General features: G+C 69.6%; 23 protein-coding genes and 1 pseudogene. 10 read left to right on the forward strand and 14 right to left on the reverse strand.

The annotated features are described in order from the left end of the window. Positions 1 to 111: 111 nt before the first annotated feature. On the forward strand, positions 112 to 1,260 hold the full coding sequence (locus ACZ3HL_RS07975) for an isochorismate synthase (protein ID WP_465529578.1): 1,149 nt from the start codon (positions 112 to 114) through the stop codon (positions 1,258 to 1,260). Between the two features lie 69 nt (positions 1,261 to 1,329). Here ACZ3HL_RS07975 and ACZ3HL_RS07980 read toward each other — a convergent pair whose 3' ends face one another. Continuing rightward, positions 1,330 to 2,019, reverse strand: coding sequence for a 4'-phosphopantetheinyl transferase family protein (locus ACZ3HL_RS07980; protein ID WP_465529580.1), 690 nt, complete (start codon positions 2,017 to 2,019; stop codon positions 1,330 to 1,332). Next, on the reverse strand, positions 2,016 to 3,356 hold the full coding sequence (locus ACZ3HL_RS07985; RefSeq protein WP_465529582.1) for a cation:dicarboxylate symporter family transporter: 1,341 nt from the start codon (positions 3,354 to 3,356) through the stop codon (positions 2,016 to 2,018). The genes ACZ3HL_RS07980 and ACZ3HL_RS07985 overlap by 4 nt, the downstream gene beginning before the upstream one ends. Before the next feature lie 137 nt (positions 3,357 to 3,493). Here ACZ3HL_RS07985 and ACZ3HL_RS07990 point away from each other — a divergent pair, with 137 nt between their 5' ends. Then, on the forward strand, positions 3,494 to 4,663 hold the full coding sequence (locus ACZ3HL_RS07990) for an acyl-CoA dehydrogenase family protein (protein ID WP_037347957.1): 1,170 nt from the start codon (positions 3,494 to 3,496) through the stop codon (positions 4,661 to 4,663). 71 nt (positions 4,664 to 4,734) lie between these two features. On the opposite strand, the gene ACZ3HL_RS07995 is transcribed toward ACZ3HL_RS07990, so the two are convergent. From ACZ3HL_RS07995 to ACZ3HL_RS08010, 4 genes are read right to left on the reverse strand one after another with little or no spacing between them, the layout of a single operon-like run. Continuing rightward, on the reverse strand, positions 4,735 to 5,061 hold the full coding sequence (locus tag ACZ3HL_RS07995) for a hypothetical protein (RefSeq protein ID WP_005155958.1): 327 nt from the start codon (positions 5,059 to 5,061) through the stop codon (positions 4,735 to 4,737). A 58-nt stretch (positions 5,062 to 5,119) separates the two neighbouring features. Beyond that, positions 5,120 to 5,755 carry a TetR/AcrR family transcriptional regulator gene (locus ACZ3HL_RS08000; RefSeq protein ID WP_465529584.1) on the reverse strand — a complete coding sequence of 212 codons (636 nt, stop codon included), beginning with the start codon at positions 5,753 to 5,755 and terminating at the stop codon, positions 5,120 to 5,122. Between the two features lie 35 nt (positions 5,756 to 5,790). Next, positions 5,791 to 7,335 (reverse strand): ATP-dependent acyl-CoA ligase, encoded by a 1,545-nt coding sequence (locus ACZ3HL_RS08005; protein ID WP_465529586.1) that lies wholly within the window; start codon positions 7,333 to 7,335, stop codon positions 5,791 to 5,793. Continuing rightward, positions 7,332 to 8,075 carry an enoyl-CoA hydratase/isomerase family protein gene (locus ACZ3HL_RS08010; RefSeq protein WP_465529588.1) on the reverse strand — a complete coding sequence of 248 codons (744 nt, stop codon included), beginning with the start codon at positions 8,073 to 8,075 and terminating at the stop codon, positions 7,332 to 7,334. Before ACZ3HL_RS08010 ends, ACZ3HL_RS08005 begins: the two co-directional genes overlap by 4 nt. A gap of 47 nt (positions 8,076 to 8,122) precedes the next feature. On the opposite strand from ACZ3HL_RS08010, the gene ACZ3HL_RS08015 reads away from it, so the two are divergent. From ACZ3HL_RS08015 to ACZ3HL_RS08045, 7 genes and pseudogenes are all read left to right on the forward strand, one after another. Further along, positions 8,123 to 9,712, forward strand: coding sequence for an amidohydrolase (locus ACZ3HL_RS08015; RefSeq protein WP_465410896.1), 1,590 nt, complete (start codon positions 8,123 to 8,125; stop codon positions 9,710 to 9,712). Positions 9,713 to 9,717: 5 nt separating this feature from the next. After that, positions 9,718 to 10,167, forward strand: a complete 450-nt coding sequence (locus ACZ3HL_RS08020; protein WP_465410897.1) for a GNAT family N-acetyltransferase — start codon at positions 9,718 to 9,720, stop codon at positions 10,165 to 10,167. 35 nt (positions 10,168 to 10,202) lie between these two features. Further along, positions 10,203 to 10,886, forward strand: a complete 684-nt coding sequence (locus ACZ3HL_RS08025; RefSeq protein ID WP_125684091.1) for a metal-dependent transcriptional regulator — start codon at positions 10,203 to 10,205, stop codon at positions 10,884 to 10,886. 169 nt (positions 10,887 to 11,055) lie between these two features. After that, complete coding sequence (locus ACZ3HL_RS08030; RefSeq protein WP_465530007.1) at positions 11,056 to 11,436, forward strand: transcriptional regulator; 381 nt, start codon at positions 11,056 to 11,058, stop codon at positions 11,434 to 11,436. A gap of 9 nt (positions 11,437 to 11,445) precedes the next feature. After that, entirely contained in the window at positions 11,446 to 12,504 is a 1,059-nt protein-coding gene (locus ACZ3HL_RS08035; RefSeq protein ID WP_465529590.1) for an alcohol dehydrogenase catalytic domain-containing protein, read from the forward strand. A gap of 86 nt (positions 12,505 to 12,590) precedes the next feature. Next, positions 12,591 to 12,728: a hypothetical protein gene (locus ACZ3HL_RS08040; protein ID WP_465530048.1), complete on the forward strand. Its 138-nt coding sequence runs from the start codon at positions 12,591 to 12,593 to the stop codon at positions 12,726 to 12,728. Further along, a pseudogene (locus ACZ3HL_RS08045) lies at positions 12,716 to 13,333 on the forward strand (alpha-ketoglutarate-dependent dioxygenase AlkB family protein); the annotation flags it as partial. The gene ACZ3HL_RS08040 and the pseudogene ACZ3HL_RS08045, both read left to right, overlap by 13 nt. 351 nt (positions 13,334 to 13,684) lie before the next feature. Here the strand turns inward: ACZ3HL_RS08045 and ACZ3HL_RS08050 are convergent. Genes ACZ3HL_RS08050 through ACZ3HL_RS08070 form a run of 5 tightly spaced genes read right to left on the reverse strand, consistent with a single transcriptional unit; the run spans position 13,685 to position 17,967 of the window. Next, positions 13,685 to 14,542, reverse strand: coding sequence for a 5-oxoprolinase subunit C family protein (locus ACZ3HL_RS08050; protein WP_465529592.1), 858 nt, complete (start codon positions 14,540 to 14,542; stop codon positions 13,685 to 13,687). Continuing rightward, on the reverse strand, positions 14,539 to 15,144 hold the full coding sequence (locus tag ACZ3HL_RS08055) for a 5-oxoprolinase subunit B family protein (RefSeq protein WP_465529594.1): 606 nt from the start codon (positions 15,142 to 15,144) through the stop codon (positions 14,539 to 14,541). The genes ACZ3HL_RS08050 and ACZ3HL_RS08055 overlap by 4 nt, the downstream gene beginning before the upstream one ends. Next, complete coding sequence (locus ACZ3HL_RS08060) at positions 15,144 to 15,902, reverse strand: LamB/YcsF family protein (protein ID WP_465529596.1); 759 nt, start codon at positions 15,900 to 15,902, stop codon at positions 15,144 to 15,146. Before ACZ3HL_RS08060 ends, ACZ3HL_RS08055 begins: the two co-directional genes overlap by 1 nt. Next, positions 15,902 to 16,696 (reverse strand): putative hydro-lyase, encoded by a 795-nt coding sequence (locus ACZ3HL_RS08065; RefSeq protein ID WP_034305879.1) that lies wholly within the window; start codon positions 16,694 to 16,696, stop codon positions 15,902 to 15,904. The genes ACZ3HL_RS08060 and ACZ3HL_RS08065 overlap by 1 nt, the downstream gene beginning before the upstream one ends. Before the next feature lie 26 nt (positions 16,697 to 16,722). Further along, positions 16,723 to 17,967 carry an MFS transporter gene (locus ACZ3HL_RS08070; RefSeq protein WP_465430328.1) on the reverse strand — a complete coding sequence of 415 codons (1,245 nt, stop codon included), beginning with the start codon at positions 17,965 to 17,967 and terminating at the stop codon, positions 16,723 to 16,725. A 182-nt stretch (positions 17,968 to 18,149) separates the two neighbouring features. Here ACZ3HL_RS08070 and ACZ3HL_RS08075 point away from each other — a divergent pair, with 182 nt between their 5' ends. Continuing rightward, positions 18,150 to 18,797, forward strand: a complete 648-nt coding sequence (locus ACZ3HL_RS08075; protein WP_465411211.1) for a GntR family transcriptional regulator — start codon at positions 18,150 to 18,152, stop codon at positions 18,795 to 18,797. Between the two features lie 71 nt (positions 18,798 to 18,868). On the opposite strand, the gene ACZ3HL_RS08080 is transcribed toward ACZ3HL_RS08075, so the two are convergent. From ACZ3HL_RS08080 to ACZ3HL_RS08090, 3 genes are all read right to left on the reverse strand, one after another. Continuing rightward, on the reverse strand, positions 18,869 to 20,806 hold the full coding sequence (locus ACZ3HL_RS08080; protein ID WP_465529598.1) for a ricin-type beta-trefoil lectin domain protein: 1,938 nt from the start codon (positions 20,804 to 20,806) through the stop codon (positions 18,869 to 18,871). Continuing rightward, entirely contained in the window at positions 20,710 to 21,936 is a 1,227-nt protein-coding gene (locus ACZ3HL_RS08085; protein ID WP_465529600.1) for a family 16 glycosylhydrolase, read from the reverse strand. Before ACZ3HL_RS08085 ends, ACZ3HL_RS08080 begins: the two co-directional genes overlap by 97 nt. Positions 21,937 to 22,068: 132 nt before the next feature. Continuing rightward, positions 22,069 to 23,313, reverse strand: coding sequence for an ROK family protein (locus ACZ3HL_RS08090; RefSeq protein ID WP_465530009.1), 1,245 nt, complete (start codon positions 23,311 to 23,313; stop codon positions 22,069 to 22,071). Positions 23,314 to 23,318 lie beyond the last annotated feature (5 nt).

The raw sequence follows: 23,318 nt of genomic DNA on the forward strand, positions 1-23,318 counted from the left end.
TGAGAGACACCGCCCAGGTCACGGGCTGTCCGGGGGAAGGTGTTGCCTGAGAGGCTGTTGCCCGGGCAACACTTTCCCCTGGTCTCAGCCGGAGCCTGGGACGCTGGTGGGGTGACGACCAGTACCGCACCGGCGACCCCGGCAGACCTGGCCGCCCGCTACGAGCGGGGCGACTTCCTCCTGGCCACGGCACGGCAAGCGCTCCTCGCGAGCGGGGCCGTGGCCACCGCGACCGACACCGAGCCGTCGCGGCTGTCCGGGATGCTCCCCGGGCTGTTCACCGACTCGGGTGCTTCGATCGCGGTCGGTGTGCTGCCCTTCGACACCAGCGAGGGCACCACGACACCGGGGCATCTGGTGCTCCCGCGCGCGGTCCACCGCGCGTCGTCCGACCACGCGGCCGTCCCGCCGCGGACCGCGCTCCCGCAGCCGGTCAAGGTCACTCCCGTGCCCGAGCCGGAGGCACATCTGGCCGCCGTCCGCGCGGCCGTCGCGGCGCTGAGCGACCGTGACCTGCGCAAGGTCGTCCTGGCCCGCGCGCTCGATCTCGACTTCGACGTGGCCGTCCCGGCCGCCGCGGTGGTCCGGAACCTGGCGAACGGCAACCCCCGGCACACCACCTACGCCGCGCAGCTGCCCGGTGGGCGCACGCTCGTCGGCGCCACCCCCGAACTCCTGCTCTCCCGCACCGGCGGCGCGGTCGTGTCCCGGCCGCATGCCGGGTCGATGCCCCGGTCGGCGGACCCGGCGATCGACAAGGCGAACGGTGAGGCGCTGCTGGCGTCCGAAAAGGACCACGTCGAACACGCCGTCGTGGTGGAGTCCGTCGTCGAGATCCTGCGGCCGTTCTGCCGCACCCTCGACGTCCGCGGCCCGGAGCTCGTCTCGACCCCGGCGATCTGGCACCTCTCGACCACCGTCAAGGGTGAGCTGATCGACGAGGACGTCACCGCGCTGGACCTCGCCGCCGCCCTGCATCCCACGCCCGCGATCTGCGGCACGCCGACCGGCGCCGCGCGGTCGCTGGTCCATGAGCTGGAGCCGTTCGACCGCGAGTACTACGCGGGCGCCGTCGGCTGGGTCGACGCGGCCGGGGACGGCGAATGGGCCGTCGGGATCCGGTGCGCGGAGATCGCCGACACCTCCATGCGGCTGTACGCCGGCGGCGGCATCGTGCCCGCCTCCGACCCCCGGACCGAACTCGACGAGACCTCGGCGAAGTTCCGCACCCTGCTCGCCGCGATGGGCCTGGAGATCTGACGCAATTCGTCCTCTGAATGCGGTCCTTGCACGCGCAACTACCGCATTCAGAGGACGAAACGCGGGGCGTCAGAGGGGTGTGAAGTCTTCGGTGACCGAGATGTCGTCCGAGGTCAGCAGCGCGACGGCGGCCCGGTAACCCTCGGCCGCCTTCAGGTCCGCGAGCCGGGTGCGGTCCGGGTCGAGGGCCTGGTGGCTCGACCGCACCAGCCGCGCCTGCTCGTCGTAGCCGGAGAACGTGATGCTCTGCAGCGGGATCTTGAGGCCCTTCCCGGTCGCCTTCATGACCGCTTCCTTGCGCGTCCAGTAGGTGAAGAACGCCGTCGTGCGCTCGTCGTCGGACAGCCCGGCGATCGCGGCCAGCTCGGCGGGGGTCAGCGCGTACTCCATGAGCGAGTCCTCGGCCCGCCTGGTGGCCGTCTCGACGTCGAGGCCGACCGCAGTCCCCCCGGTGGCCGCGACGCCGATCAGGTCGCCGGAATGCGAGATCGACAGCATCAGCGGCGCGCCGGGGACCCGGGGCCGCCCGTGCGGTTTGCCGCAGTCGTCACAGGTCGCGTCGAAGCTCACGTCCTCGACGGCCATCCCGAGCCGCTCGGCGGCGACCGTCTTCGCCAGGACCCGGCCGGTCAGGAACCGGCGTTTGTCGATGTCCTGGCGGTAGTTTCCGTACCGGCCCTGCTCCAGCTCATCGAGCAGGGCCAGGAACCGGGGTTCGGCGGGAAGGGGCTCCGACCAGCGGACCGCGCATTCGATCACGTCTCCTTTGTACCCGATCCGACACTGGCATCACTCGCGTTTTCGTCGAGCAGCGTCGCCTCGTCGAACGGCGATCGGCCGTCCAGCGTCCGGTCCAGCTGCTCCCGGTCGATCTCGTTGGTCCAGGTGCCGATCAGCACGGTCGCGACGGCGTTGCCCGCGAAGTTCGTCAGCGCGCGTGCCTCGGACATGAACCGGTCGATGCCGACGATGAACCCGACGCCGTCCACCAGCTCCGGCCGGTGCGAGGACAGCCCGCCCGCCAGCGTCGCCAGTCCCGCGCCGGTGACCCCGGCCGCGCCCTTCGACGCGATGATCATGAACACCAGCAAGGAGATCTGCTCGCCGATGGTCAGCGGTTTGTCGAGCGCGTCCGCGATGAAGATGGACGCCATCGTCAGGTAGATGGCCGTGCCGTCGAGGTTGAACGAGTACCCGGTCGGCACGGTGATGCCGACGACCGGTTTGGAGACGCCGGCGTGCTCCATCTTCGCGATCAGCCGCGGCAGCGCCGACTCCGACGACGACGTCGAAAGGATCAGCAGGAACTCGCGGCCGAGGTATTTCAGCAGCTTGAAGATGTTGACCCTGGCGAGCAGGCCGAGGATCAGCCCGAGCACCACGAACACGAACAACGCACAGGTGATGTAGAAGCCGAGCATGATCACCGCGAGGCTCTGCAGTGCCTTCCAGCCGGTCTCGCCGACGACGGCGGCGATCGCGCCGAACGCGCCGACCGGGGCCGCCCACATGATCATCGCCAGGATCCGGAACACGAGCCGCTGGATGTGTTCGATGCCGCGGCGGATCGGCTCGCCCTTCGAGCCCAGTTTCTGCAGCGCGAACCCGGCGAGCAGCGCGACCAGCAGCGTCTGCAGCACCTCGCCCTCGGTGAACGCCGAGACCAGCGTCTTCGGGATGATCCCGAGGAGGAAGTCGACGGTGCCCTCGCTCTTGGCGATCTGGTCCTGACCCTTTTCGGCGATCTCGGGGGTCAGGTGCAGCCCGGTGCCGGGCTGGAGGATGTTGCCGACGACCAGGCCGATGACCAGCGCGACCGTCGACATGATCAGGAAGTAGCCGATCGCGAGCCCGCCGACGCGGCCGACCTTCGCCGCCTTCGCCACCGAACCGACGCCGAGCGCGATCGTGCAGAAGATGATCGGCGAGATCATCATCTTGATCAGGTTCACGAACCCGGTCCCAAGCGGCTTCAGTTCCTTGCCGATGGCGGGGAACAGGATGCCGACCGCGATGCCGAGCGCCACCGCCGCGATGACGGCGATGTAGAGGTAATGGGTGCGGTCCCGCTTCGCCGCGGGTGCTTCCGTGCTCATGGGTGCCCTTCGACGAAGTGGGGACAGGTTGCGAAAACTTATGACATCTCCTCGGCGAACGACAACCGAAGCGGTACGCTGGGCTAAGCGAGCGCTTAGTCAGCGCTAGGTCACTGTCGAACAGGAGCGGGCTGACCATGGATTTCTCTCTGAGCGTCGAGGAACGCGAGGTGCGCGACTGGGTCCGCACGTTCGTCCAGCGCGACCTCATGCCGCGTGAGCAGGAGGTGCTGCGCCGCGAACGCGCCGGTCAGCCCGGCCTGACCGCCGACGAGCTGCGCGAACTCCAGCTGAAGGCCAAGGAATCCGGCTTCTGGGGTGTGCAGACGCCCGAGGAGTACGGCGGCATGGGCCTGTCCGCGGTGATGACCGCGCTGCTGGAGGCCGAACTCGGCCGCACGTTCGTGCCGTTCCGGTTCGGCGGCGCCGCGGACAACATCCTCTACTACGCCAACGACGAGCAGAAGGAGCGCTACCTGCTCCCGACGATCTCCGGCGAACGCAAGTCGTGCTTCGCGATCACCGAACCCGGCGCGGGCTCGGACGCCAAGGCCATCCGGACCTCCGCCCGCAAGGACGGCACGGACTGGGTCATCAACGGCGAGAAGACCTTCATCACCGGCGGCAACGAGGCCGACTTCGTGATGGTCTTCGCGATCACCGACCCGGAGAAGGGCGCGAACGGCGGCGTCACCTGCTTCCTCGTCGACCGGGACGCCGGCTGGAAGTCCGAATACATCGACACCATGGGCGAATGGGGCCCGGCCGCGCTGGTCTTCGAGGACGTCCGCGTGCCGGAGACGCAGATCCTCGGCGAGCTCGGCCACGGTTTCGACCTGGCCATGCAGTGGATCGGCGCCGGCCGCTACCTGCTGCCCGCCCGCGCGATCGGCTCCTGCGAGCGGCTGATCTCCATGGCCATCGAGCACGCGAACACACGGGAGACGTTCGGGCAGAAGATCGCCGAGCGCCAGGCCATCCAGTGGATGATCGCGGATTCCGGCACCGAACTGGAGGCCCTGCGCTGGCTGGTGCTGCACGCCGCCTGGCAGGTCGACCAGAAGCTGGACTCACGGCACGCGCAGTCGATGGCAAAGCTGTACGGCGGCGTGAAGGCGAACGAGATCGTCGACCGGGTCCTGCAGATCCACGGCGGGATGGGCTACACGCGGGAACTGCCGGTCGAGCGGTGGTACCGCGAACTGCGGCTGCTGCGGATCTACGAGGGCACCGACGAGATCCAGCGCCGGACCATCGCGCGCAACCTGCTCAAGGGGCACGTCAAGGTCGGCGGCACCCTGGGCTGACCCTGCCGGACATGCCGTGAAGGCCTCCTTCCCTACTCTCAAGGTAGGGAAGGAGGCCTTCACGGACTTCTCTAGTCTTCCTTCTGGTTCCGCATCGCGATCGGGACCCCGGCCAGGTCCTCCTCGTTGCAGAGAAGTTTCACGTCGTAATACGGCGAACCCTTGCGGTCGTCGTAGTCCAGATGGACGGCCAGCACATCGACCGGTTCCCCGAGCCACTCCTGAGCCTGGCGTAGCCATGTCGCGCACCGTTCGAGCGCCGTGGGCAGGTCGTCGTCCCGGAATCCCACCGGGCGGTAGGGGACGTCCTGCACCTGATCACGGGGGTTCGAAGGCACCGGCAACGCCGGCGAGAGACCCGAGTCGTCCAGTTCGAGTTGGATCGTTTGCTCAGTCACCCTTCGAGCGTCCCCCAGAGAAGCCGTCTGAGCAAGGCGTACCGGCCTAAAGGCGCCGCTAAACGGGCACTCGCCACACTCCCGAGACCACTTCACGGCAGTTTTGCAACGCCGTGACGTCCAGCCTGCCTTCACAGGCGAGCGCCCGCAGCGCCAGTTCCGCGTAATGCGCGGCCAGCTGATCCAGGGTGAGCGGCCCCGACGGCGAATACCAGCGCGCGACCCCGCTGCACATCTCCACCAGTGCGAGCCGGGTGACCGAAGGCTGGTCGGTGTGGAAGACACCCGCCGCGACACCGTCCTCGATGGCGTCCGCCCACAGCCTTTCGTAGGCGTCGCGCAGCCCCACCACCTCGGCCCTGGCGGCGGGGGTGAGCGCGTGGACCTCGTTGTCCACCACGCGGGTGTCATCCGGTTGGATGGCGTGCGCGAGCACGTGCAGCGCCACCAGGGAGCCGAGCCGCGACACGGGATCGGAGAGCCCGGCGGTCGCCCGCTCGGCCGCGTCGAGCAGGCGCCGCAGCGACTCGTTCATGATGGCGACCAGCAGATCCTCTTTGGTGCCCATGTAGTGGTACAGGCTGGCGGACGACAGTTCCGCCTCCTGCGCCAGATCCCGGATGCCGGTGCCGTGGAACCCCTTGGCGGCGAACAGTTTCACCGCCGCCTGGCGGACTCGCTCGCGGGTGTTCACGACCCGAGGTTCTTTTTCCCGCCGAGGGTCCATGTTCAGAGCCATGAGTCGGTGGTCCTGTCCCAGGAACCGGCGCGGAGGTCGCGCGCCTTCTTGAGCTCACCCTTCGCGACCCGTTCCGACGGTGTCATCGGCAGTTCCGGCACGACGACCCAGAACCGGGGAACCTTGAAGTAGGCCAGTTTCGCCGAGCAGAACTCCGCCAGTTCGGCCGGTTCGCACCGGTGGCCCTCGTTCTCGTCGAGGACGATGTACGCCTTGACCTCCTCGCCGCGGATGTCGTCCGGCACCGCGATGACAGCGGCGAGCTTCACCGCCGGATGCAGTTGCAGCGCCCGTTCGACTTCGTCCGCGGAGATGTTCTCGCCGCTGCGGCGGATCATGTCCTTCGTGCGGCCCACGTAGTACACGCGGCCTTCGCCGTCCATTGTGGCCAGGTCGCCGGTGTGGAACCAGCCGCCGTCGAACGCGCGCCTGGTCGCTTCGGGATCGTCGTGGTAGCCGTGCATCAGGCCGACCCCGCGGATCAGCAGCTCACCGGTTTCCCCGCGCGGCAGGGGTTTCCCGTCCTCGCCGGCGATCATCACCTCACGGGCCGGCGTCGGCCTGCCGAGGCAGCCGGTGCCGACGGTCTCCTCGTGGTCCGCCGGGTGCATCCGGATGTCGCCGCCGGTCTCGGTCATGCCGAAGGCCTCGTACCACGGTGTGTCCCAGCGCGCTTCGAGCGCGGCGTGCAGGTCGCGCGGGATGGCCGAAGCGCAGATCGCGCGGACCTGGTGTGCCTTGTCCAGCTCGCTTTCCGGCTGGCGCAGCAGAAGGGTGGGCATCAGGCCGAGGCAGTAGAACCAGGTGACGCCGTGTTCGCGGACCTTGTCCCAGAACGTCGACGGGTGGAAGCGGTCGAGCACCACCAGGGTCGCGCCGCCCGCGAGCCCCAGCGCGACGTTCCACTGTGGATCGATGTAGTGGAACGGTTGCGCGGTCAGGATGACGTCGTCCGCGCCGACCGACGGGTAGTCCGTGGCCAGGCCGACGGCGAGGGTCGTCCAATACCGGTTCGGCAGTACGCAACCCTTGGGCGCGCCCGTCGTTCCCGAGGTGTACTGGATGTTGACCGGGCGCTCGGCTTCGCTCGTGAAGGCCGGGGCGGCACCGGAGCCGGTGAGTTCGCCGGGCGTGAGCACGTGCTCCAGCGACGTCTCGGGCGCGATCTTGTTCAGCAGCTCCAGGAATTCCTCGGCGGCCACGGCGAACCTGGCGCCCGAATGCCGCAGGACGTGGGCGCCGTCGAACTCGCGGTACCCGGTGTTGACCGGGACGAGCACGCCGCCGATCTTGGCCAAGGCCAGCCACAGCAACGGGAACTCCGGCTGGTTGCGCAGCATCACCGCGACCCGGTCACCCGGTTCCACGCCCAGTTCCAGCAGCGCGCGGGCGAACTCGGTGCTGCGCGCGTCGACGTCGGCGAACGTGAAGTTCTCTCCGGTGGAGTCGAAGATCCACGCCGTCTTGTCCGGCCAGAGCGCGGCGGCCCTGGTGGTCAGGCCGAGGAGGGTGTCGATTCCGGCGAGCGAGGTCATGCCCGGCTCCGGAACGCCTCGGCCGAGGCGGCGACCTCGGCGGAGTGCTCGGTGATCAGCGCGTGACTGACTTCGAGTTCGAGAGCGGCGTCGAGGGAACTGTCGATACCGGAATCTAGGGCGCGTTTGGCCATCGTGGCCGCGGCCGCCGGATGCGCGGCGATCTTGGCCGCCCAGGCGAGGGCGGTGCCCATCAGGTCGTCGACGGGCAGGGCGGCGTTGACCAGGCCGAGTCCGGCCGCCTCGGCGCCGCTCACGCGTTCGCCCAGCAGCAGGAGCTCCTTGGCCTTCAGCGGGCCGACCAGCAGCGGCAGCAACCGCGACGCCGCGCCCGTGACGCTCAGGCCGAGGGAGACCTCCGGGAAGGCGAACACCGCGTCTTCGGCGGCGAGGATCAGGTCGCAGCCCATCGCGAACTCGGCGCCCGCGCCGATCGCGTAGCCGTGGACCGCGGCGATGACGGGCTGGCGCAGTCCGCGCAGACGGCGCGTCACGTCCTGTAGCCGGTCGAGCCGATGGCGTGAATCACCCGGCGGGGTGGGCTCCTTGAGGTCGTGACCGGCGCAGAACGCGCGTCCCCGCCCGGCCAGCACGACGGCGCGCGCGTCCGACCGCGCGGCCGCGTCGAGTGCCTCCAGCAGGTTGTCGACCAGTTCGGCGACCACCGCGTTGAGCCGTTCGGGGCGGTTCAGCCAGATGACCGCGATTCCGTCGTCGAGTGCGTAGTCCACGGTGCTCATGACGCCGAGCCTAGACGACCGATCGATCGATCGATAGAGTCAGATCCATGCGGGTCGACACGGTCTACGAGAACGCCCGGTTCCTCACCGGAGCGGAGGAATCCGTAGCGATTGCGGTGCTGAACGGACGAATCGTCGCGTTAGGCGACGACGCGGCCACGCTTTCCGCGAAGCAGCGCGTGGACCTCGGCGGTTCCGTGGTGGTGCCCGGCTTCCACGACGCGCACAACCACATGGCCTGGTTCGGCATGGCGCTCGACGACGTCGCCCTCTCGGATTGCCGCAGTGTCGACGAGGTGTACGACGCCGTCGCGCGGCGCGCGGCCGAAACCCCTCCGGGCGGCTGGATCGTCGGGAGCGGCTACGACCAGAACAAGCTCGCCGGCGGCCACCCGACGAGGCAGGGGCTCGATCGCGCCGCTCCCGGGCACCTCGTGCGGCTCAAGCACACTTCCGGGCATATGACCGTGGTCAACTCCGCGGTCCTGGAGCGGCTGGACCTGGCGAACGTGCCGGTGGGCGGCGACGTCGTCCGCGACGAGGACGGTTCGCCGACCGGTCTGCTGCGCGAGCAGGCCCAGCTCCTGCTGCGGCCGCTGACCTACCCGACGCCGGTGGACCGGGTCGTCCGCGGGCTGGACAGGGCGAGCGAGCGGTACCTGGCCGAGGGCATCACGAGTGTCCAGGAGGCCGGGATCGGCGGGGGCCTCGTGGGGGAGACCCCCGCCGAACTCGCCGCGTACCAGCTGGCTCGCGAGCGCGGGGTACTGCGGGTGCGGAGCACGGTGATGGTCGCCGCGAGCGTGCTGCACGAGCTGGACGCGGGCGCGGGCTTCGGGCTCGACCTCGGAATGCGCACCGGGTTCGGGGACGAATGGCTGCGGATCGGCGCGATGAAGCTGTTCGCCGACGGATCGCTGATCGGCCGCACCTGCGCGATGCACGAGCCGTTCGCGGGCGAGCCGGACAACGTCGGCTACTTCCAGGTGCCCGAGGACGAGATCGCCAGGACGATCGCCGCCGCGCACGAGGCGGGCTGGCAGATCGCGACGCACGCCATCGGCGACCGCGCGATCACGGTCGTCCTCGACGCCTACGAGGCCGCGCTCAAGGCCGGCCCTCGGCCCGATCACCGGCACCGCATCGAGCACTGCGCGGTGCTGCGCCCCGAGGAACTGAAGCGGCTGGCGTCGCTGGGGCTGATCGCCTCGCCGCAGGGCCGGTTCGTCAACGAGATCGGCGACGGCATGCGGGCCGCGCTGGGCCCCGGACGCGAGCCGTGGTGCTACCGGCTCAAGAGCCTGCTCGACGCGGGATGCGTGCTCCCGGCCAGCTCGGACCGCCCGGTCGTCGAGGGGGCGCCGCTGCTCGCGCTGGCCGACATGGTGCGCCGGAAGACCGCCTCCGGGGTCGTTCTGGGCCCCGATGAGCGGCTCACCCCCGCCGAAGCCCTGCGTGCGTACACGTACGGATCCGCGTACGCCGCTTTCGCCGAGAAGGACCTGGGCACGCTGGAGATCGGCAAGCTCGCCGACTTCGCCGTCCTCTCGGCCGACCCGACCGACGAGTCCACATTGGATTCCATCCACGTCGTCGCCACCGCCGTCGGCGGCGACATCGTCTACGAACGGAGCTGAGACCCATGCCGGTACGGGACGCGGTCGCGGACGACATCGAGGAGATCTGCGCGCTCATCGAGGAGCACGCGGTCTACGAGGACAAACACGATCTGAAACTCGACAGGCAGGAGATGGCCGGGTTCCTCTTCGGGCCCGACCCGAAGGCCTGGGTGCTGCTGGCCACCCCTCCGGGGGAACCGGGCAAGATCGCGGGCTTCGCCTTCTGCAGCTGGAACTTCTCCACCTGGGAGGCCAGGCCGGGGATCTGGCTCGACGACCTCTTCGTGCGCCCGGAACACCGCCGCTTCGGGCTCGGGCGGGAGCTGCTCGACGAGCTGAGCGCGCGGACACCCGGCCGGGTCGAATGGGACATGCAAGAGGGCAACGAGAAGGGCGAGGCGTTCTACGCCCAGCTCGGCGCCGACCCCGTCCCCGGCTGGATCCGGTACCGCTGGCGACCGCACGCTGGGTGAGCCGCAGGTGAACGGCAAGCCGTAAACTCGCACGCATGGGTGAAGGGGCAAGCCGCAGGTCGTCGTCCGTGGAGGACTACGTCCGGGTGATCTACGGGCTGGTGGAACGCGGTGAGGCCGTCACCAACACGTCGCTGGCCGGACGGCTGGAGGTCAGCCCGTCGTCGGCGTCCGGCATGGTCACCAAACTCTCCCAGCTCGGGCTGGTCGCGCACGTCCCGTACCGGGGGATCGAGCTGACCACCGAGGGCAGGCTGCTGGCCCGCTCCGTGCTCCGCCGCCACCGGCTGATCGAGACCTACCTGGTGTCCGAACTCGGCTACACCTGGGACGAGGTCCACGCCGAGGCCGACGCGCTCGAACACGCGGTGTCGGACAGGCTCGTCGAACGGATCGCCGCGAAGCTCGGCAACCCGGTGCGCGACCCGCACGGCGACCCCATCCCGGCCCCCGACGGCAGCGTCGAGGAGATGCCGATGCGCATCCTCGACGACCTCCCGCCCGGCGCGGTCGGCGAAATCGTCCGCGTCTGGGACACCGATCCGGAGCTCCTGCGCTACCTCACCGAGCACTCCATCGGCCTCGGCGAGCGGATCGAGGTGGTCGAGCGCCAGCCGTTCGGCGGCCCGATGGTGGTCAAGGTCGGCTCGCCGCCGGACGCGGCGACGCACGCCATCGGCAAGGAGATCGCGCAGGCGCTGTCGGTCGCGCTCCGCTGAACCCGTGTCCACTGTGGACGTGGATCGGCCGCGGTGGGAATTTTCCCTACGTCTCTGCATAATTACGTCACCCGCCTGCCGCGCCGATAGGTGATCGAAGACCCTTCCGATCATGTGATCCCGCGCCTAGGCTGCGCTATTCCGGGTGGCTAGCGAGCGTACGAAGGCGATGAAGATGACCGGTCAGCGGACACACACCATCGACCGGGGGGTGGCGGAAGGACGTGAACTCAGGCGGCTGCTGGAGACGGGGCCGTTCGCGGACGCCCTCAGGGCGGCGATCAGGGCGCGGGGCCTCGGACTCGATCGGATCCGGTACCGGCTCAGGGGGCGGGGGTGCTCGGTCAGTCTCGCGACGCTGAGCCACTGGCAGTCCGGCCGCTGCCGTCCGGAACGGCCGGAATCCCTGCTGGTGCTCAAGAATCTCGAGGACGTCCTCGGGGTTCCGCCGGAGTCCCTGTCGCGGCTTCTGGGACCGCCGCGAGGGCGGTCGGCCCGGTGTACGGTGCCCGGCGAGGGCATCGTGATGCCGAGAAGCCGGGACACGTAGGGAGCACGAGTGCGGGCGGTCGTCTTCGAGGAGTTCGGGGTGCTGCCCGAGGTACGCGAGGTGCCGGATCCCGTCGCGCCGCCGGGCGGGGTGGTGATCGTCGTCGAGGCGACCGGGGTGTGCCGTAGCGACTGGCACTCCTGGCAGGGGCACGACACGTCGGTGAAGCTGCCGCACGTCGCCGGGCACGAACTCGCCGGCCGGATCGCGTCGCTCGGCGAGGGCGTGCGCGGCTGGTCGGTGGGCGACCGGGTGACCGTGCCGTTCGTCTGCGCCTGCGGCACCTGCGCCCAGTGCGCGGCCGGTGACCAGCAGATCTGCGACCGCGAGTTCCAGCCGGGCGCGACCCACTGGGGCTCGTTCGCCGAGTACGTCGCCATCGAGAACGCCGAGGTCAACCTCGTGGCCCTGCCGGACTCGCTGTCGGCGGCCGAAGCGGCGGCGCTGGGCTGCCGCTTCGGGACGGCGTTCCGGGCCGTGCTGCGCCAGGGCGGGGTGCGGCCGGGGCAGCACGTCGCGGTCTACGGCTGCGGTGGTGTCGGTGTCTCGGCGATCCTGCTGGCCGTCGCGGCCGGTGCGACGGTCGTCGCCGTCGACCCGTCCCCGCGGGCCAGGGCGCTGGCTGTGCGGATGGGGGCTTCTTCGGCCGTCGATCCGTCCGCGTTCGAAGGCCATGAAGCCGTCGCGGCGCACGTCCGCGATCTGACCGGCGGCGGCGCGCACGTGTCGCTCGACTGCCTCGGCTCACCGACCACCTGCGCCGCCTCGGTCGGCAGCCTCCGGAAGCGGGGGCGACACGTCCAAGCCGGGCTGATGCCGCCCGCGCAGGGCGTGGCGCCGATCCCGATGCACCGGGTGATCGGCGGGGAGCTGGAGATCGTCGGCATCCACGGGCTGCAAGCACACGAGTACCCCGAGATGCTGCGGGTGGTGGAGACGGCCGGAATCGACCTCGAAGGCATGATCGGCAACCGGGTCGGCCTCGACGACGTCCCCGCGGTCCTCGCGGAGATGAACGACCCGGTTCCCGCGCGGGCCGGGGTGACGGTGGTCGAATTCGCACCGTGACCGGGTGAACGCACTGCGGTCAACCGGCCGATCGGAGTAGTCCGAAAGGTGGCTTCCCCCGGCGTTTTGTGGCAGCTTCGTCGGCCGTGACAGTCATGGACGCTCCGTCCCGGCCGCGGTTCGGCCGGTCCGTGCTGCTCTGGTTCGCCGCGGCGGGTGTCCTGGTACGGGGCCACCGGATCGTCGGCGCGCGTCCTGGCAGACTCGACGCGTGGACGCGCTGATCCCTCGCCCGCGGACCGAAGTCGCGCCCGGTGCGGTGCATGTTCCCGACTGGCTCGACCTCGGCGGACAACGCCGTCTGGTCGAAGCTTGCCGGGGCTGGCGTGGCTACCGGCGGACGCGGTTGCCGAACGGCGGCGTCATGTCGGTGCGGACGGTCTGCCTCGGCTGGCACTGGCACCCGTACCGGTACTCGAAGGTGACCGCGGACGGCTCCCCGGTCCTGCCGTTTCCTTCGTGGCTGGGTGACCTGGGACGGCGGGCCGTCGCCGCCGCTTACGGCTCGTCGTCGTACGAGCCGGACATCGCGCTGGTGAACTTCTACGACTCCGCCGCGAAGATGGGGCTGCATCAGGACAAGGACGAGGCTTCGCTGGAGCCCGTCGTGTCGCTGAGCCTGGGGGACGCCTGCGTCTTCCGGTTCGGGAACACGGTCGATCGTGGACGGCCGTATACGGATGTGGATCTCCGGTCGGGGGATCTGTTCGTGTTCGGCGGGGAGTCGCGGCTGGCCTTCCACGGCGTGCCCCGGATCTTGCCGGGGACGGCCGATCCGGCGCTGGGGCTGGTGGGGCGGTTGAACATCACTTTGCGGGTTTCGGGACTTGGGAGCGACACGGACAGCTCTGGCCTGGCGCGGCCACGGCCGGCGTTGGGGGGGGCGCCCGAAGAACACATCGAAGTGAGTGAAGTGGGGTTGCTAACACACCGCGCCCACCGCCCCCCCACCCGCCACCCCGCGGGGGGCGACGACCCCCCCGGGGGGGGGGGGCGCCGCCCGCGGCGGTTTATTAAAACCAAAACAAAAACATAATTCTTGTTTAATTCTGCCCCCCCCCCAACCCCCGGTCGAGCCCAGCACCCAACGGGACCCGGCGAGTACGTGAAGAACCCCTTCATGGCCTCGGGGGCAACAAACACCAGGGTCTCGTGTGGGGTTCGGGTCGTTAGAACGCACTCAAGTCAGGCGGAACCGCACCCGCTGCCCCGGCCGCACCTGCGCGGCCAGATCCAGATCCGCCTCGTCCGCCACCGCGATCACCGGGTAGCCCCCGGTCACCGGATGGTCCGCCAGGAACAGGATCGGTTGCCCCGAAGGAGGGACCTGCACCGCGCCCGGAACGGCGGCCTCGGGTGGCAGTTCGCCACCACGTGCCCGCGACAACACGGGACCGTCGAGCCGCACGCCCACCCGATCGACGTCGGCGGTGGCGACGTAACCGGAAGAGACCAAAGTGGACAGTGCGCCGGGAACGAACCACGGCACCCGGGGCCCTGGGGTGACTCGCAGAACCGGTTCGTCGGGCAAAGAAGCAAGAGGAGCGAGATCCACCCCGGGGTGGGCCAACACCTCCTGCCCCACCGGCAAGGTCATCCCGGCCGAAAGCGCGGGCGGGCCGAGTTTGCCCAGCGTGTCGGTCGCCCGCGCGCCCAGCACCGGAGGGACGTCGATGCCGCCGCGCACGGCGACGTAACAACGCAAGCCGTGGGAAGCCATCCCGAGGGCGAGTTCTTCGCCCGCCCGCACGAAAATCGGCGAGCCGGGGCCGAAAGCCCGCCCGCCGGCGATGATCGGGCAGGGCGCGCCGGTGACGGCGACGGTCGCCGGAGCGGAGAACCGCAGGACGAGGCCGCCCAGAACGGATTCCAGGGCCGAGTGGCTCTCGGGGTTCCCGACCAGCCGGTTCGCCAGCCGCAGCGAACCGCGGTCGGCGGCGCCGGACCGGCCGACGCCGATCGCGGCCAGCCCGGGCCGCCCGAGATCCTGCACGGTGGCGAAGACCCCGGGCCGGACCACTTCGATCTTCGCGGTCATGAAGTGAACCGGATCCGGGTGCCGGGTGCCAGCAGGTTCGGCGGCTCCCGCTCGACGTCCCACACCGGCAGCGAGGTCCGCCCGATCAGCTGCCAGCCGCCGGGGGAGGCGTTCGGGTACACCGCCGTGTATTCGCCCGCGATCGCGACCGAGCCGGCGGGGACCCGCGTGCGCGGGCTCGTCCGGCGCGGCAGGTGCAGCGCCGGGTCGAGTCCGGTCAGGTAGGCGAACCCGGGAGCGAAACCGCAGAACGCCGAGACGTAGGTGCCGTCCTCGTGCCGCCGGACGACCGCTTCCGCCGACATGCCGGCGGCGGCCGCGACGTCGGCGAGGTCCGGGCCGTCGTAGCGCACCGGCACGACGATCTCGGCGGCCTCGCGCGGTTTGACGTCCACCGTGGACCGGTCGAGGACGTCGCCGGCGAGCCGGTCGTGGTGGGTCCGGCCGGGATCGAACCGGATGAGCAGGGTCCGCGCGGCGGGGACCAGTTCGACGACGCCGTCCGGCGGGTCCTGCTCCAGTGACGCGTGCAGCCCGAGTACCTCCGACGGATCGTCGAAGTCGACCATGGCCGCACGCGCCCCATAGGGCAGCACTCGCATCACGCGGCCTCGATGAAGGGTCCGATGTGGACACCGGCGGCGTCGAGTCCCGCGCGGATCCGCCGCGCCAGTTCGACGGCGCCGGGGGTGTCGCCGTGCACGCACAGCGAATGCGGCTGAAGTGCCAGTTCGGTCCCGTCGGCGGCGACGACCTTGCCGGTGGTCGCCATCGTGACCGCCCGCGCGGCCACCTCTTCGGCGTCGTGGAGCACGGCGCCCGGCAGCTTCCGGGAGACAAGAAGACCTTCGGGCGTGTACGCGCGGTCCGCGAACGCCTCGGCGTACGCGGGGAACCCGGCCTTTTCGGCCTGCTTGGCCATTTCCGACCCCGGCGGGCACAGCAGCGCGAGCCCGGGGTGGAATCGCCGGATCCCTTCCACCACCGCGGCCGCCTGCTCCGGATCCACCGCGGCCGTGTTGTACAACGCCCCGTGCGGTTTGACGTACCGCACCCGCGAGCCCGCCGCGCGGGCGAACGCGTCCAGCGCGCCGATCTGGTAGAGCACGTCGTCGGCCAGATCGGCGGGGGCGACGTCCATCGCCCGCCGCCCGAAGCCGGCCAGATCGCGGTAGGCGACGTGGGCGCCGATGACGACACCGCGCTCCGCCGCGCGCTCGCAGACACGACGCATCACCGACGGGTCGCCGGCGTGGAAGCCGCAGGCGACGTTCGCGCTGGTGACGATGTCGAGCATGGCGTCGTCGTCGCCCATCTTCCAGGCGCCGAAACCTTCGCCGAGGTCACTGTTGAGATCCATCAGGCCACCCTGAACTCACTGTCGAGTTTGTCGGTCACGAACATGTAGCCCGGCGCGTGCGTGATCGCGAACGGCGGACGCGAAGCCATCAGCGCCGCCTGCGGGGTCACTCCGCACGCCCAGAACACCGGCACGTCACCGGGTTCCGCGTCGACCGGGTCACCGAAATCGGGTTTGCCGAGATCGGTGATGCCCAGCGCGGCCGGGTCGCCGATGTGCACCGGCGCACCGTGCACGGCGGGCATCCCGCGGGTGATGCGCACGGCGTCGTCGACGCGGTCTTCGGGGATCTGCCGCATCGAGACCACCATCGGCCCGTGCAGTCGCCCGGCCGGGACGCACTCGCGGTTCGTCACGTACATCGCCACGTTGCGGCCCTGGTCGACGTGCCGCAACGGGATGCCCTCCGCGGCCAGCGCCGATTCGAAGGTGAAACTGCACCCGATCGAGAACGCGACCATGTCGCTGCGCCACAGCCCGCTCGCGTCCGTGAGCTCGCCGGAGAGCGCGCCGTTCTGCCAGACGCGGTACCGCGGCAGGTCGGTGCGCAGATCCGCGCCGGGCGCCAGCCGGGTGGACGGGTCGCCGGGGTCGCTGACGTCGAGCACCGGACAGGGCTGCGGGTTCCGCTGGCAGAACAACAGGACGTCGTACGCCCAGTCCTCGGGGACGGCGATCAGATTGGTCTGGGTGAACCCGTTCGCCCAGCCGGTGGTCGGGCGGGCGGTGCCCGCGCGGAACAGGGCACGGGCCTCGCCGGGGGACAACGTCGCCGGTTCGTCGAAGGTGGTCATCGCGGTGCCTCCTCTTCCGATTGTGGTCACAGAAGTTCGCGGCCGCGAGTCTCGGGCAGCCCGAGCAGCGCCAGCACGGCGATGCCGTAGCCGACCGCGCCGAACACCATCGCCCCGCCCGCGCCGAGGAAACCGACCACGGCGGGGAACGTGGCGCCGATGGCCCGGCCGAGGTTGTAGGTGAAGCCCTGCCCGGTCCCGCGCAGTGCCGACGGGTACAGCTCGGCGAGGAAGGCGCCGAACCCGCTGAAGATCGCGGACATCGAGAACCCGAGCGGGAAGCCGAGGAACAGCACGAGCGTGTTCGCGCCCGCCGGGATCTGCGTGTAGGCGACGATGAGCCCCGCCGACAGCACCGAGAACAGCAGGAACGTCTTTTTGCGGCCCAGGAGGTCCGTCAGATAGCCGCCGGTGACGTATCCGATGAAGGCGCCGGAGATCAGGAACGCGAGATAACCGCCGGTCCCGATGACGGTGAGGCCGCGGGTGGTCTTCAGGTAGCTCGGCAGCCAGGTCGCGAGCGTGTAGTAGCCGCCCTGGACACCGGTGGCGAGGAGCGCCGCGAAGAACGTCGTGCGCAGCAGGTCCGGCTTGAAGATGCCCGCCAGCGAACCGCGTTCCTTCTTCGTGGCGCGGGCCGCTTCGGCGACCGGCGCGTCCTGGACGTTGCGGCGGACCCACAGCACGAGCAGCGCCGGGATGACGCCGGTCCAGAACATGACTCGCCACGCGATGTCCGGGCTCCAGATACTGAAGACGACGGTGTAGACGACGACCGAGAGCGCCCAGCCGACAGCCCACGCACTCTGCACGAAGGCGACCGTGCGGCCGCGATACTTCGCCTGGGAGTACTCCGCCACGAGCGCGGCGCCGGCGGCCCATTCGCCACCGAAGCCCAGGCCCTGCAGGGCGCGGAAGACCAGGAGCGTCTCGAAGTTCGGCGCGAACCCGCAGAGCACGGTGAAGATCGTGTACATCGCGATGGTGATCTGAAGCGTGCGGACCCGGCCGATGCGGTCGGCCAGGATGCCCGCGCCGATCCCGCCGATCGCCGAAACCACCAGCGTGGTGGTGCCGAGCAGGCCCGCCTCGCCGCCGGAGAGGCCGTAGTAGGCGGTGATCGCGGCCAGGCCCAGCGGCAGGGTCTGGTAGTCGAACGAATCGAGCCCGTATCCGCCGAACGCGCCGACGAAGGCCCGGCGGCCTCGCGAACCGAGCGTGCGGAACCAGGCGAAGGGGCGGGTGTCTTCGGTAGTGGCTGTCGCGTTCATCGGCACCTCCAGAGGGTGAATCTCAGGGTGGCACGGGTCACATGGGTAGCCACTGTAGGTATTGTTCAACAATTCCACAAGAGGATCCTTGGCTGAGCCTCTTGTGCCTAGGTAGGATCGGTCACGTGACGATCGCGGAGGGTGGTCCTGCTTCGGTGGAAGGACTCGAGGCGGATCGCGGCATGATCAGCCGCACCAGCACGGCCGAACGGGTCGCGAGCGTCCTCCGGACGCGTATCGCGGAAGGCTTCTTCCTGCCCGGCGTCCGGCTGTCGGAGCAGGACATCGGCTCGGCGCTCGGCGTCTCCCGCAACACGTTGCGCGAGGCGTTCCGCCTGCTCACGCACGAACGGCTGCTGACCCACGAGCTCAACCGCGGTGTCTTCGTGCGGGTGCTGCCCGTCGAGGACGTCGTCGACCTCTACAAGGTGCGCAAGGTCGTCGAGTGTTCCGCGGTACGGGCGGTGACGGAGAAGCCGCCGACGTTCGGGAAGCTCGCGCGCCTGGTCGAGGACGGCAGGCTGGCCGAGCGGAGTGAGCGCTGGCAGGACCTCGGCACCGCGAACATCCGGTTCCATTCGGCGATCGCGGAGCTGAGCGGCAGCGAACGGATCGACGAGCTGATGCGCGGCATCCTCGCCGAGCTGCGGCTGGTGTTCCACATGATGGCCGACCCGCGACGCTTCCACGAGCCGTACCTCAAGCGCAACGCGGAGATCCTCGAGCGCATCGAAGCCGGCGACGGCCTCGGCGCCGAAAAGCTCCTCGCGCAATACCTCACCGACGCCGAAAACCAGCTCGTCGAGGCCTACGCCGAGCGCACCCCCTGACGCGTTTCGTCCTCTGAACGCGGTAGTCCGTATCGCGAACTACCGCATTCAGAGGACGAAACGCGAGGGGGTTAGGGAGTGACCCACTTCTGGTTCGCGGCGCCGGTACAGGACCAGATCTGGAGGCGGGTGCCGTTGGCCGAGGAGTTTCCCGTGGCGTCCAGGCATTTACCCGAACCGGAGTTCACGAGGTCGCGGGCGGCGTTGGCCGCCCAGCGCTGATTCGGTCCGCCCGCGCAGTCCCACAGTTGCACCTGCGCGCCGTCCGCCGTGGACATCCCGGTGACGTCGAGACATTTGCCCAGCGCCCGCACCGTTCCGTCCGCCTGGAACGACCACTGCTGCGCGCCGGAGCCGTTGCAGTCGTAGAGCTGCACCGCCGTCCCGTTGGCACTGTTCGCCCCGGCGACGTCGACGCATTTACCGCCGAGCCCGGTGATCGCGCCGGTGCGGACGCCGCCGCCCGACTGCGTCCCCGACCACGTGAACGTCGCCGACGTCGACGCGGGCAGCGTGTACGCGAAGGACTGCCCGCCCCAATTGACGCGCAAGTTCTGGCTCGCGCCACTGGTGTTGTACGCGATCAGCGCCTTCGACCCGTCCGGGTTCTTCCATGCGACGTTTCGCACCGCGGAGTTGTCGTTGGACGAGATCCGGTACGCGCCCGGCTTCACGAACTTCGTCAGGTGACCCATCGTGTAGTACTCGACGGTGTAATCGACCTGGCCGTGCCGTGCGTCTCCATTGTGGACGGTGATGAGGCCAGTACACGTGCCACAGCCGCCGTTGTGCGGCCCCATGTTCTGGTCCACCGCGAGGCTCCACTTGATGAAGCTCTTGCTCCAGTTCCTGGTGTAGTCGACGATGTTCGCCATGTCCTCGGCCTGCTGATGGCTCACCCACGTCCCGCCGGAATGCTCCGTGCTGTACGCGGGCACGTCCGGGTACTGGTTGTGCACCGCGGTCTGCTGGGCGACGTCGCCGCCGTAGCCGTGCCAGGCCATCCCGCCGAAGTTCGGATCGGTGCGGATCGCCGCGTCGTCCATTGTCGGCGCGCCGAATTCCGTGTACTTGTCCCAGTTCCAGTCCAGTGCGAGGACCTTTGTGGACAGACCAGCGCCGCGAAGGGCGGGAAGCAGGTTGGTCTTCGTGAAGTACTGGAGACCGGCGCCGTTCCAGTTCATCGACGGATAGCTCGCGCAGCAGGTCGGCTCGTTCTGCACCGACACGTAATGGATCGGCACGCCCTGCGCCTGGTACGCCTGGATGTACTTGACGAAGTACTGCGCATAGACCGGGTAGTACTCGGCCTTCAGCCAGCCCAGCTTGAAGTCGCCGTTGTCCTTCATCCACGGCGGCGCGCTCCACGGCGAAGCCATCACCTTGGTCGCCGGATTGATCTCCCGGGCCTGCTTGGTCAGCGGCAGGATGCTGTCGAGATCGTGGCCGATCGAGAACTTCGCCAGGCTCGGATCGGTCTGCCCGGCGGGGAGGTCGTCGAACGAGTAGCTGAACCGCGCCAGATCCGAGGAGCCGAGCGGGTTGCGGATGAAGTTGACGCCGATCCCCGAAACGGGATCGAACAGCTTCCGCATCGTCTCGTCGCGGGTCGCCTGCGACAACGCGCCGCTGCCCTTCATCAGCCACGCCGCGGTGTCGGTGAACGACGCGCCCGCGCCCTCGAACTGCTGGTAGGTGGTGTTCTCGTCGACGGTGATGGTCTGCTGGCCGGTTCCAGTGCCCGTGCCGAAATTGACCGGTGACTGCCGCTGGAGCCCGCGCGTGACGTTCACCCCGCGCGAGTCGTTCGTGGTGGTGAGCCAGATGTTCACGGTCTCACCGGCGGCCTGTGCCGGGGTCGCGACGAGCGTGGCCGCCGCGATCACCGCGGCGCCGAGCAACGGCAGCCGCTTCACGGCGTCGTCCACTTCTGGTTCGCGCCACCGCCGCAGGTCCAGATCTGGAGTCTCGTCCCGTTCGCGGAGCTGTTCCCCGTCGCGTCCAGGCATTTGTTCGCCTGCGGGTTCACGATGTCGCGCGCGCCGCTGATCGCCCATTTCTGCGCGCCGGTTCCGTTGCAGTCCCACAGCTGCACGGCTGTGCCGTCCGCGGTCCCGCCGCCGGAGACGTCCATGCACTTGCCGAGCGCGCGGATCGTCCCGTCGCCGCCGACGGTCCAGTTCTGCGCGGCGTTGCCGTTGCAGTCGGTGATCTGGATCGGGGTGCCGTTGGCGGTGTTCGCGCCCGCGACGTCGACGCATTTCCCGCCGATCCCGGTGATCCGGCCGGTCCTCCCGGCCGTGTCGCTGGAATTCACGTGCACGTAGTCGACGACGAGACGCTGCGGGAAGACCGTGCTGGAGTTCGGGTCACCCGGCCAATAGCCGCCGACGGCGAGGTTCAGGATCAGGTAGAAGGGGTGGTCGAAGACCCAGCGATTGCCGTTGAGGTCGGCGGGAGTGCGCGTCTGGTAAAGGTTCCCGTCCACGTACCACTTGATCTGGTTCGGCGCCCAGTCGACGGCGTAGGTGTGGAAGTCGTCGGAGAAGTTCGGCCCGTGGTAGGCCGCGCCGATACCGCCCGCGCCGGAGTAGCCGGGGCCGTGGAGGGTGCCGTGCACCGTGTTCGGCTCGAAGCCGACGTTCTCCATGATGTCGATCTCGCCGCTGTTGGGCCAGCCGACGTTGCCGATGTCGGCGCCGAGCATCCAGAACGCGGGCCACATCCCCTGCCCGCGCGGCAGTTTCATGCGCGCTTCGAACCGGCCGTAGGTCTGGGTGAACTGACCCTGCGTCGACAGTCGCGCCGAGGTGTATTCGCAGCGCCCGTACCAGCAGTTGTAGTTGCCCGGGTTCTCCTTCTTCGCGGTGATGACGAGGTTGCCCTGTCCGTCGAGCGCCGCGTTGTTCGTCCCGGACGTGTACCACTGCCGCTCGTGGTTGTTGACGTTGTCGCCGGTCTCGAAATGCCACTTCGAGGTGTCGATACCCGCGCCGGCGGGCCCGTTGAAGTCGTCGGTGAAGGTCGCGGCCATGACTGCGGCCTCGGAGGCCGGGGCTTGTGCGGTGGCGGGGAGCGAGCCGAGGAGGACGCCGGCGGCGATGAGCGCCGTCCAGCGGAACCGAGCTGAGATGGACATCGTTGTCGCCTCTCTGACCGTGGGGAACCCGAGGAGAAGGCATGCGGCGGAACCACTTTGTTGCGCCTGACAACAAAGTATGCATGGTCTCTACCACTGCGACAAGATGTATTTTTCGAGCTCGAATTAAGGTCAGGCGGCCGTGCCCCGCTTCGACCCGGCCGTCCGCGGGTCCGCGCCCTGCTCCAGAAGGGCGGCGACCGGGAGGGTGGCGGCTCCTATGGCGACGGCGTCCGGGCCGAGCTGTCCGAGCTCGATCTCGGTCTGGTCGAACACGTGCGCCAGCGCGTGCTCGCCCGCCACCCGGCGGATCTCGGGCAGGTACTTCTCGCCGAGCGCCAGCCCGGCCCACCCGCCCAGCACGATCCGTTCCGGGTCGAACAGGTTGATCAGATTGCCGATCCCGGCGCCGAGATAGCCCGCGGTCTCTTCCAGCACCTTGGCCGCGGCTTTGGACTTGCCCGCCGACTCCAGCAGGGCGGCGAACTGGGTCTGCTCGTCCTCGTCCGAAGTCTTTCCGCCGCGCGCCTTCCGATAGCGGGCGAGGACGCCCTCCGCGCCGACGTAGGACTCCAGGCAGCCGCGCGATCCGCAGCGGCATTCCTGCCCGCCGTAGACGATCGTCGTGTGGCCCCATTCGCCGGCGCTGCTGGTGGAGCCCCGGTAGGTGGCGCCGTCGGCGACCACGGCCGCGCCGACGCCGGACCCGATCAGGGCGATCACCGCGTGCCGTGCGCCGCGCCCGGCGCCGAACCACATTTCGCCCTGGCCCTGGGTTTTCGCGCCGTTGTCCACGAACAGCGGCAGCTCGACGCCTTCCGCGCGCAGGAGGCCGGTGAGCGGGACCTCCTTCCAGCCGATGGTGGGCGCGTGCACGCGCAGCGCCTCACCCTGCTGGACGGTGCCGGGGACGCCGACGCCGACACCGAGCACGGTCGCTTCGTCGATACCCGATTCCGTGATCACCTCCCGGAGCCCGGAGGCCACCTGGGTGACCGCCGCGGCCGCGTCCGGCCGGGGCGAGGCGAGGGGATGCTCGACGGTGGCGAGCCGGTTCATGGTGAGGTCGAACAGCTCGACCTTCACCCCCGTCTCGCCGATGTCGACGCCCGCGACATGCCCGTACGCCGGGTCGACGCGGAGCAGGACGCGCGGCCTGCCGCCGTCGGACTCGACCAGCCCGGCCTCGGTGATGAGGCGTTCTTCGCCGAGCTCGGCGGTCACGTTGCTGACGGTCGCGGCGCTCAATCCGGTCAGACCGCTCAATTCGTGGCGGCTGAGCGGGCCGTCGAAGTAGAGTTTCGACAACAGGAGGGAACGGTTGTGCCGCCGCAGGTCACGGACGGTGGTGCGCTTGGCAGGCATGCGGATACCCATCTTGT

The organism is Amycolatopsis sp. NPDC000009, assembly GCF_055563465.1.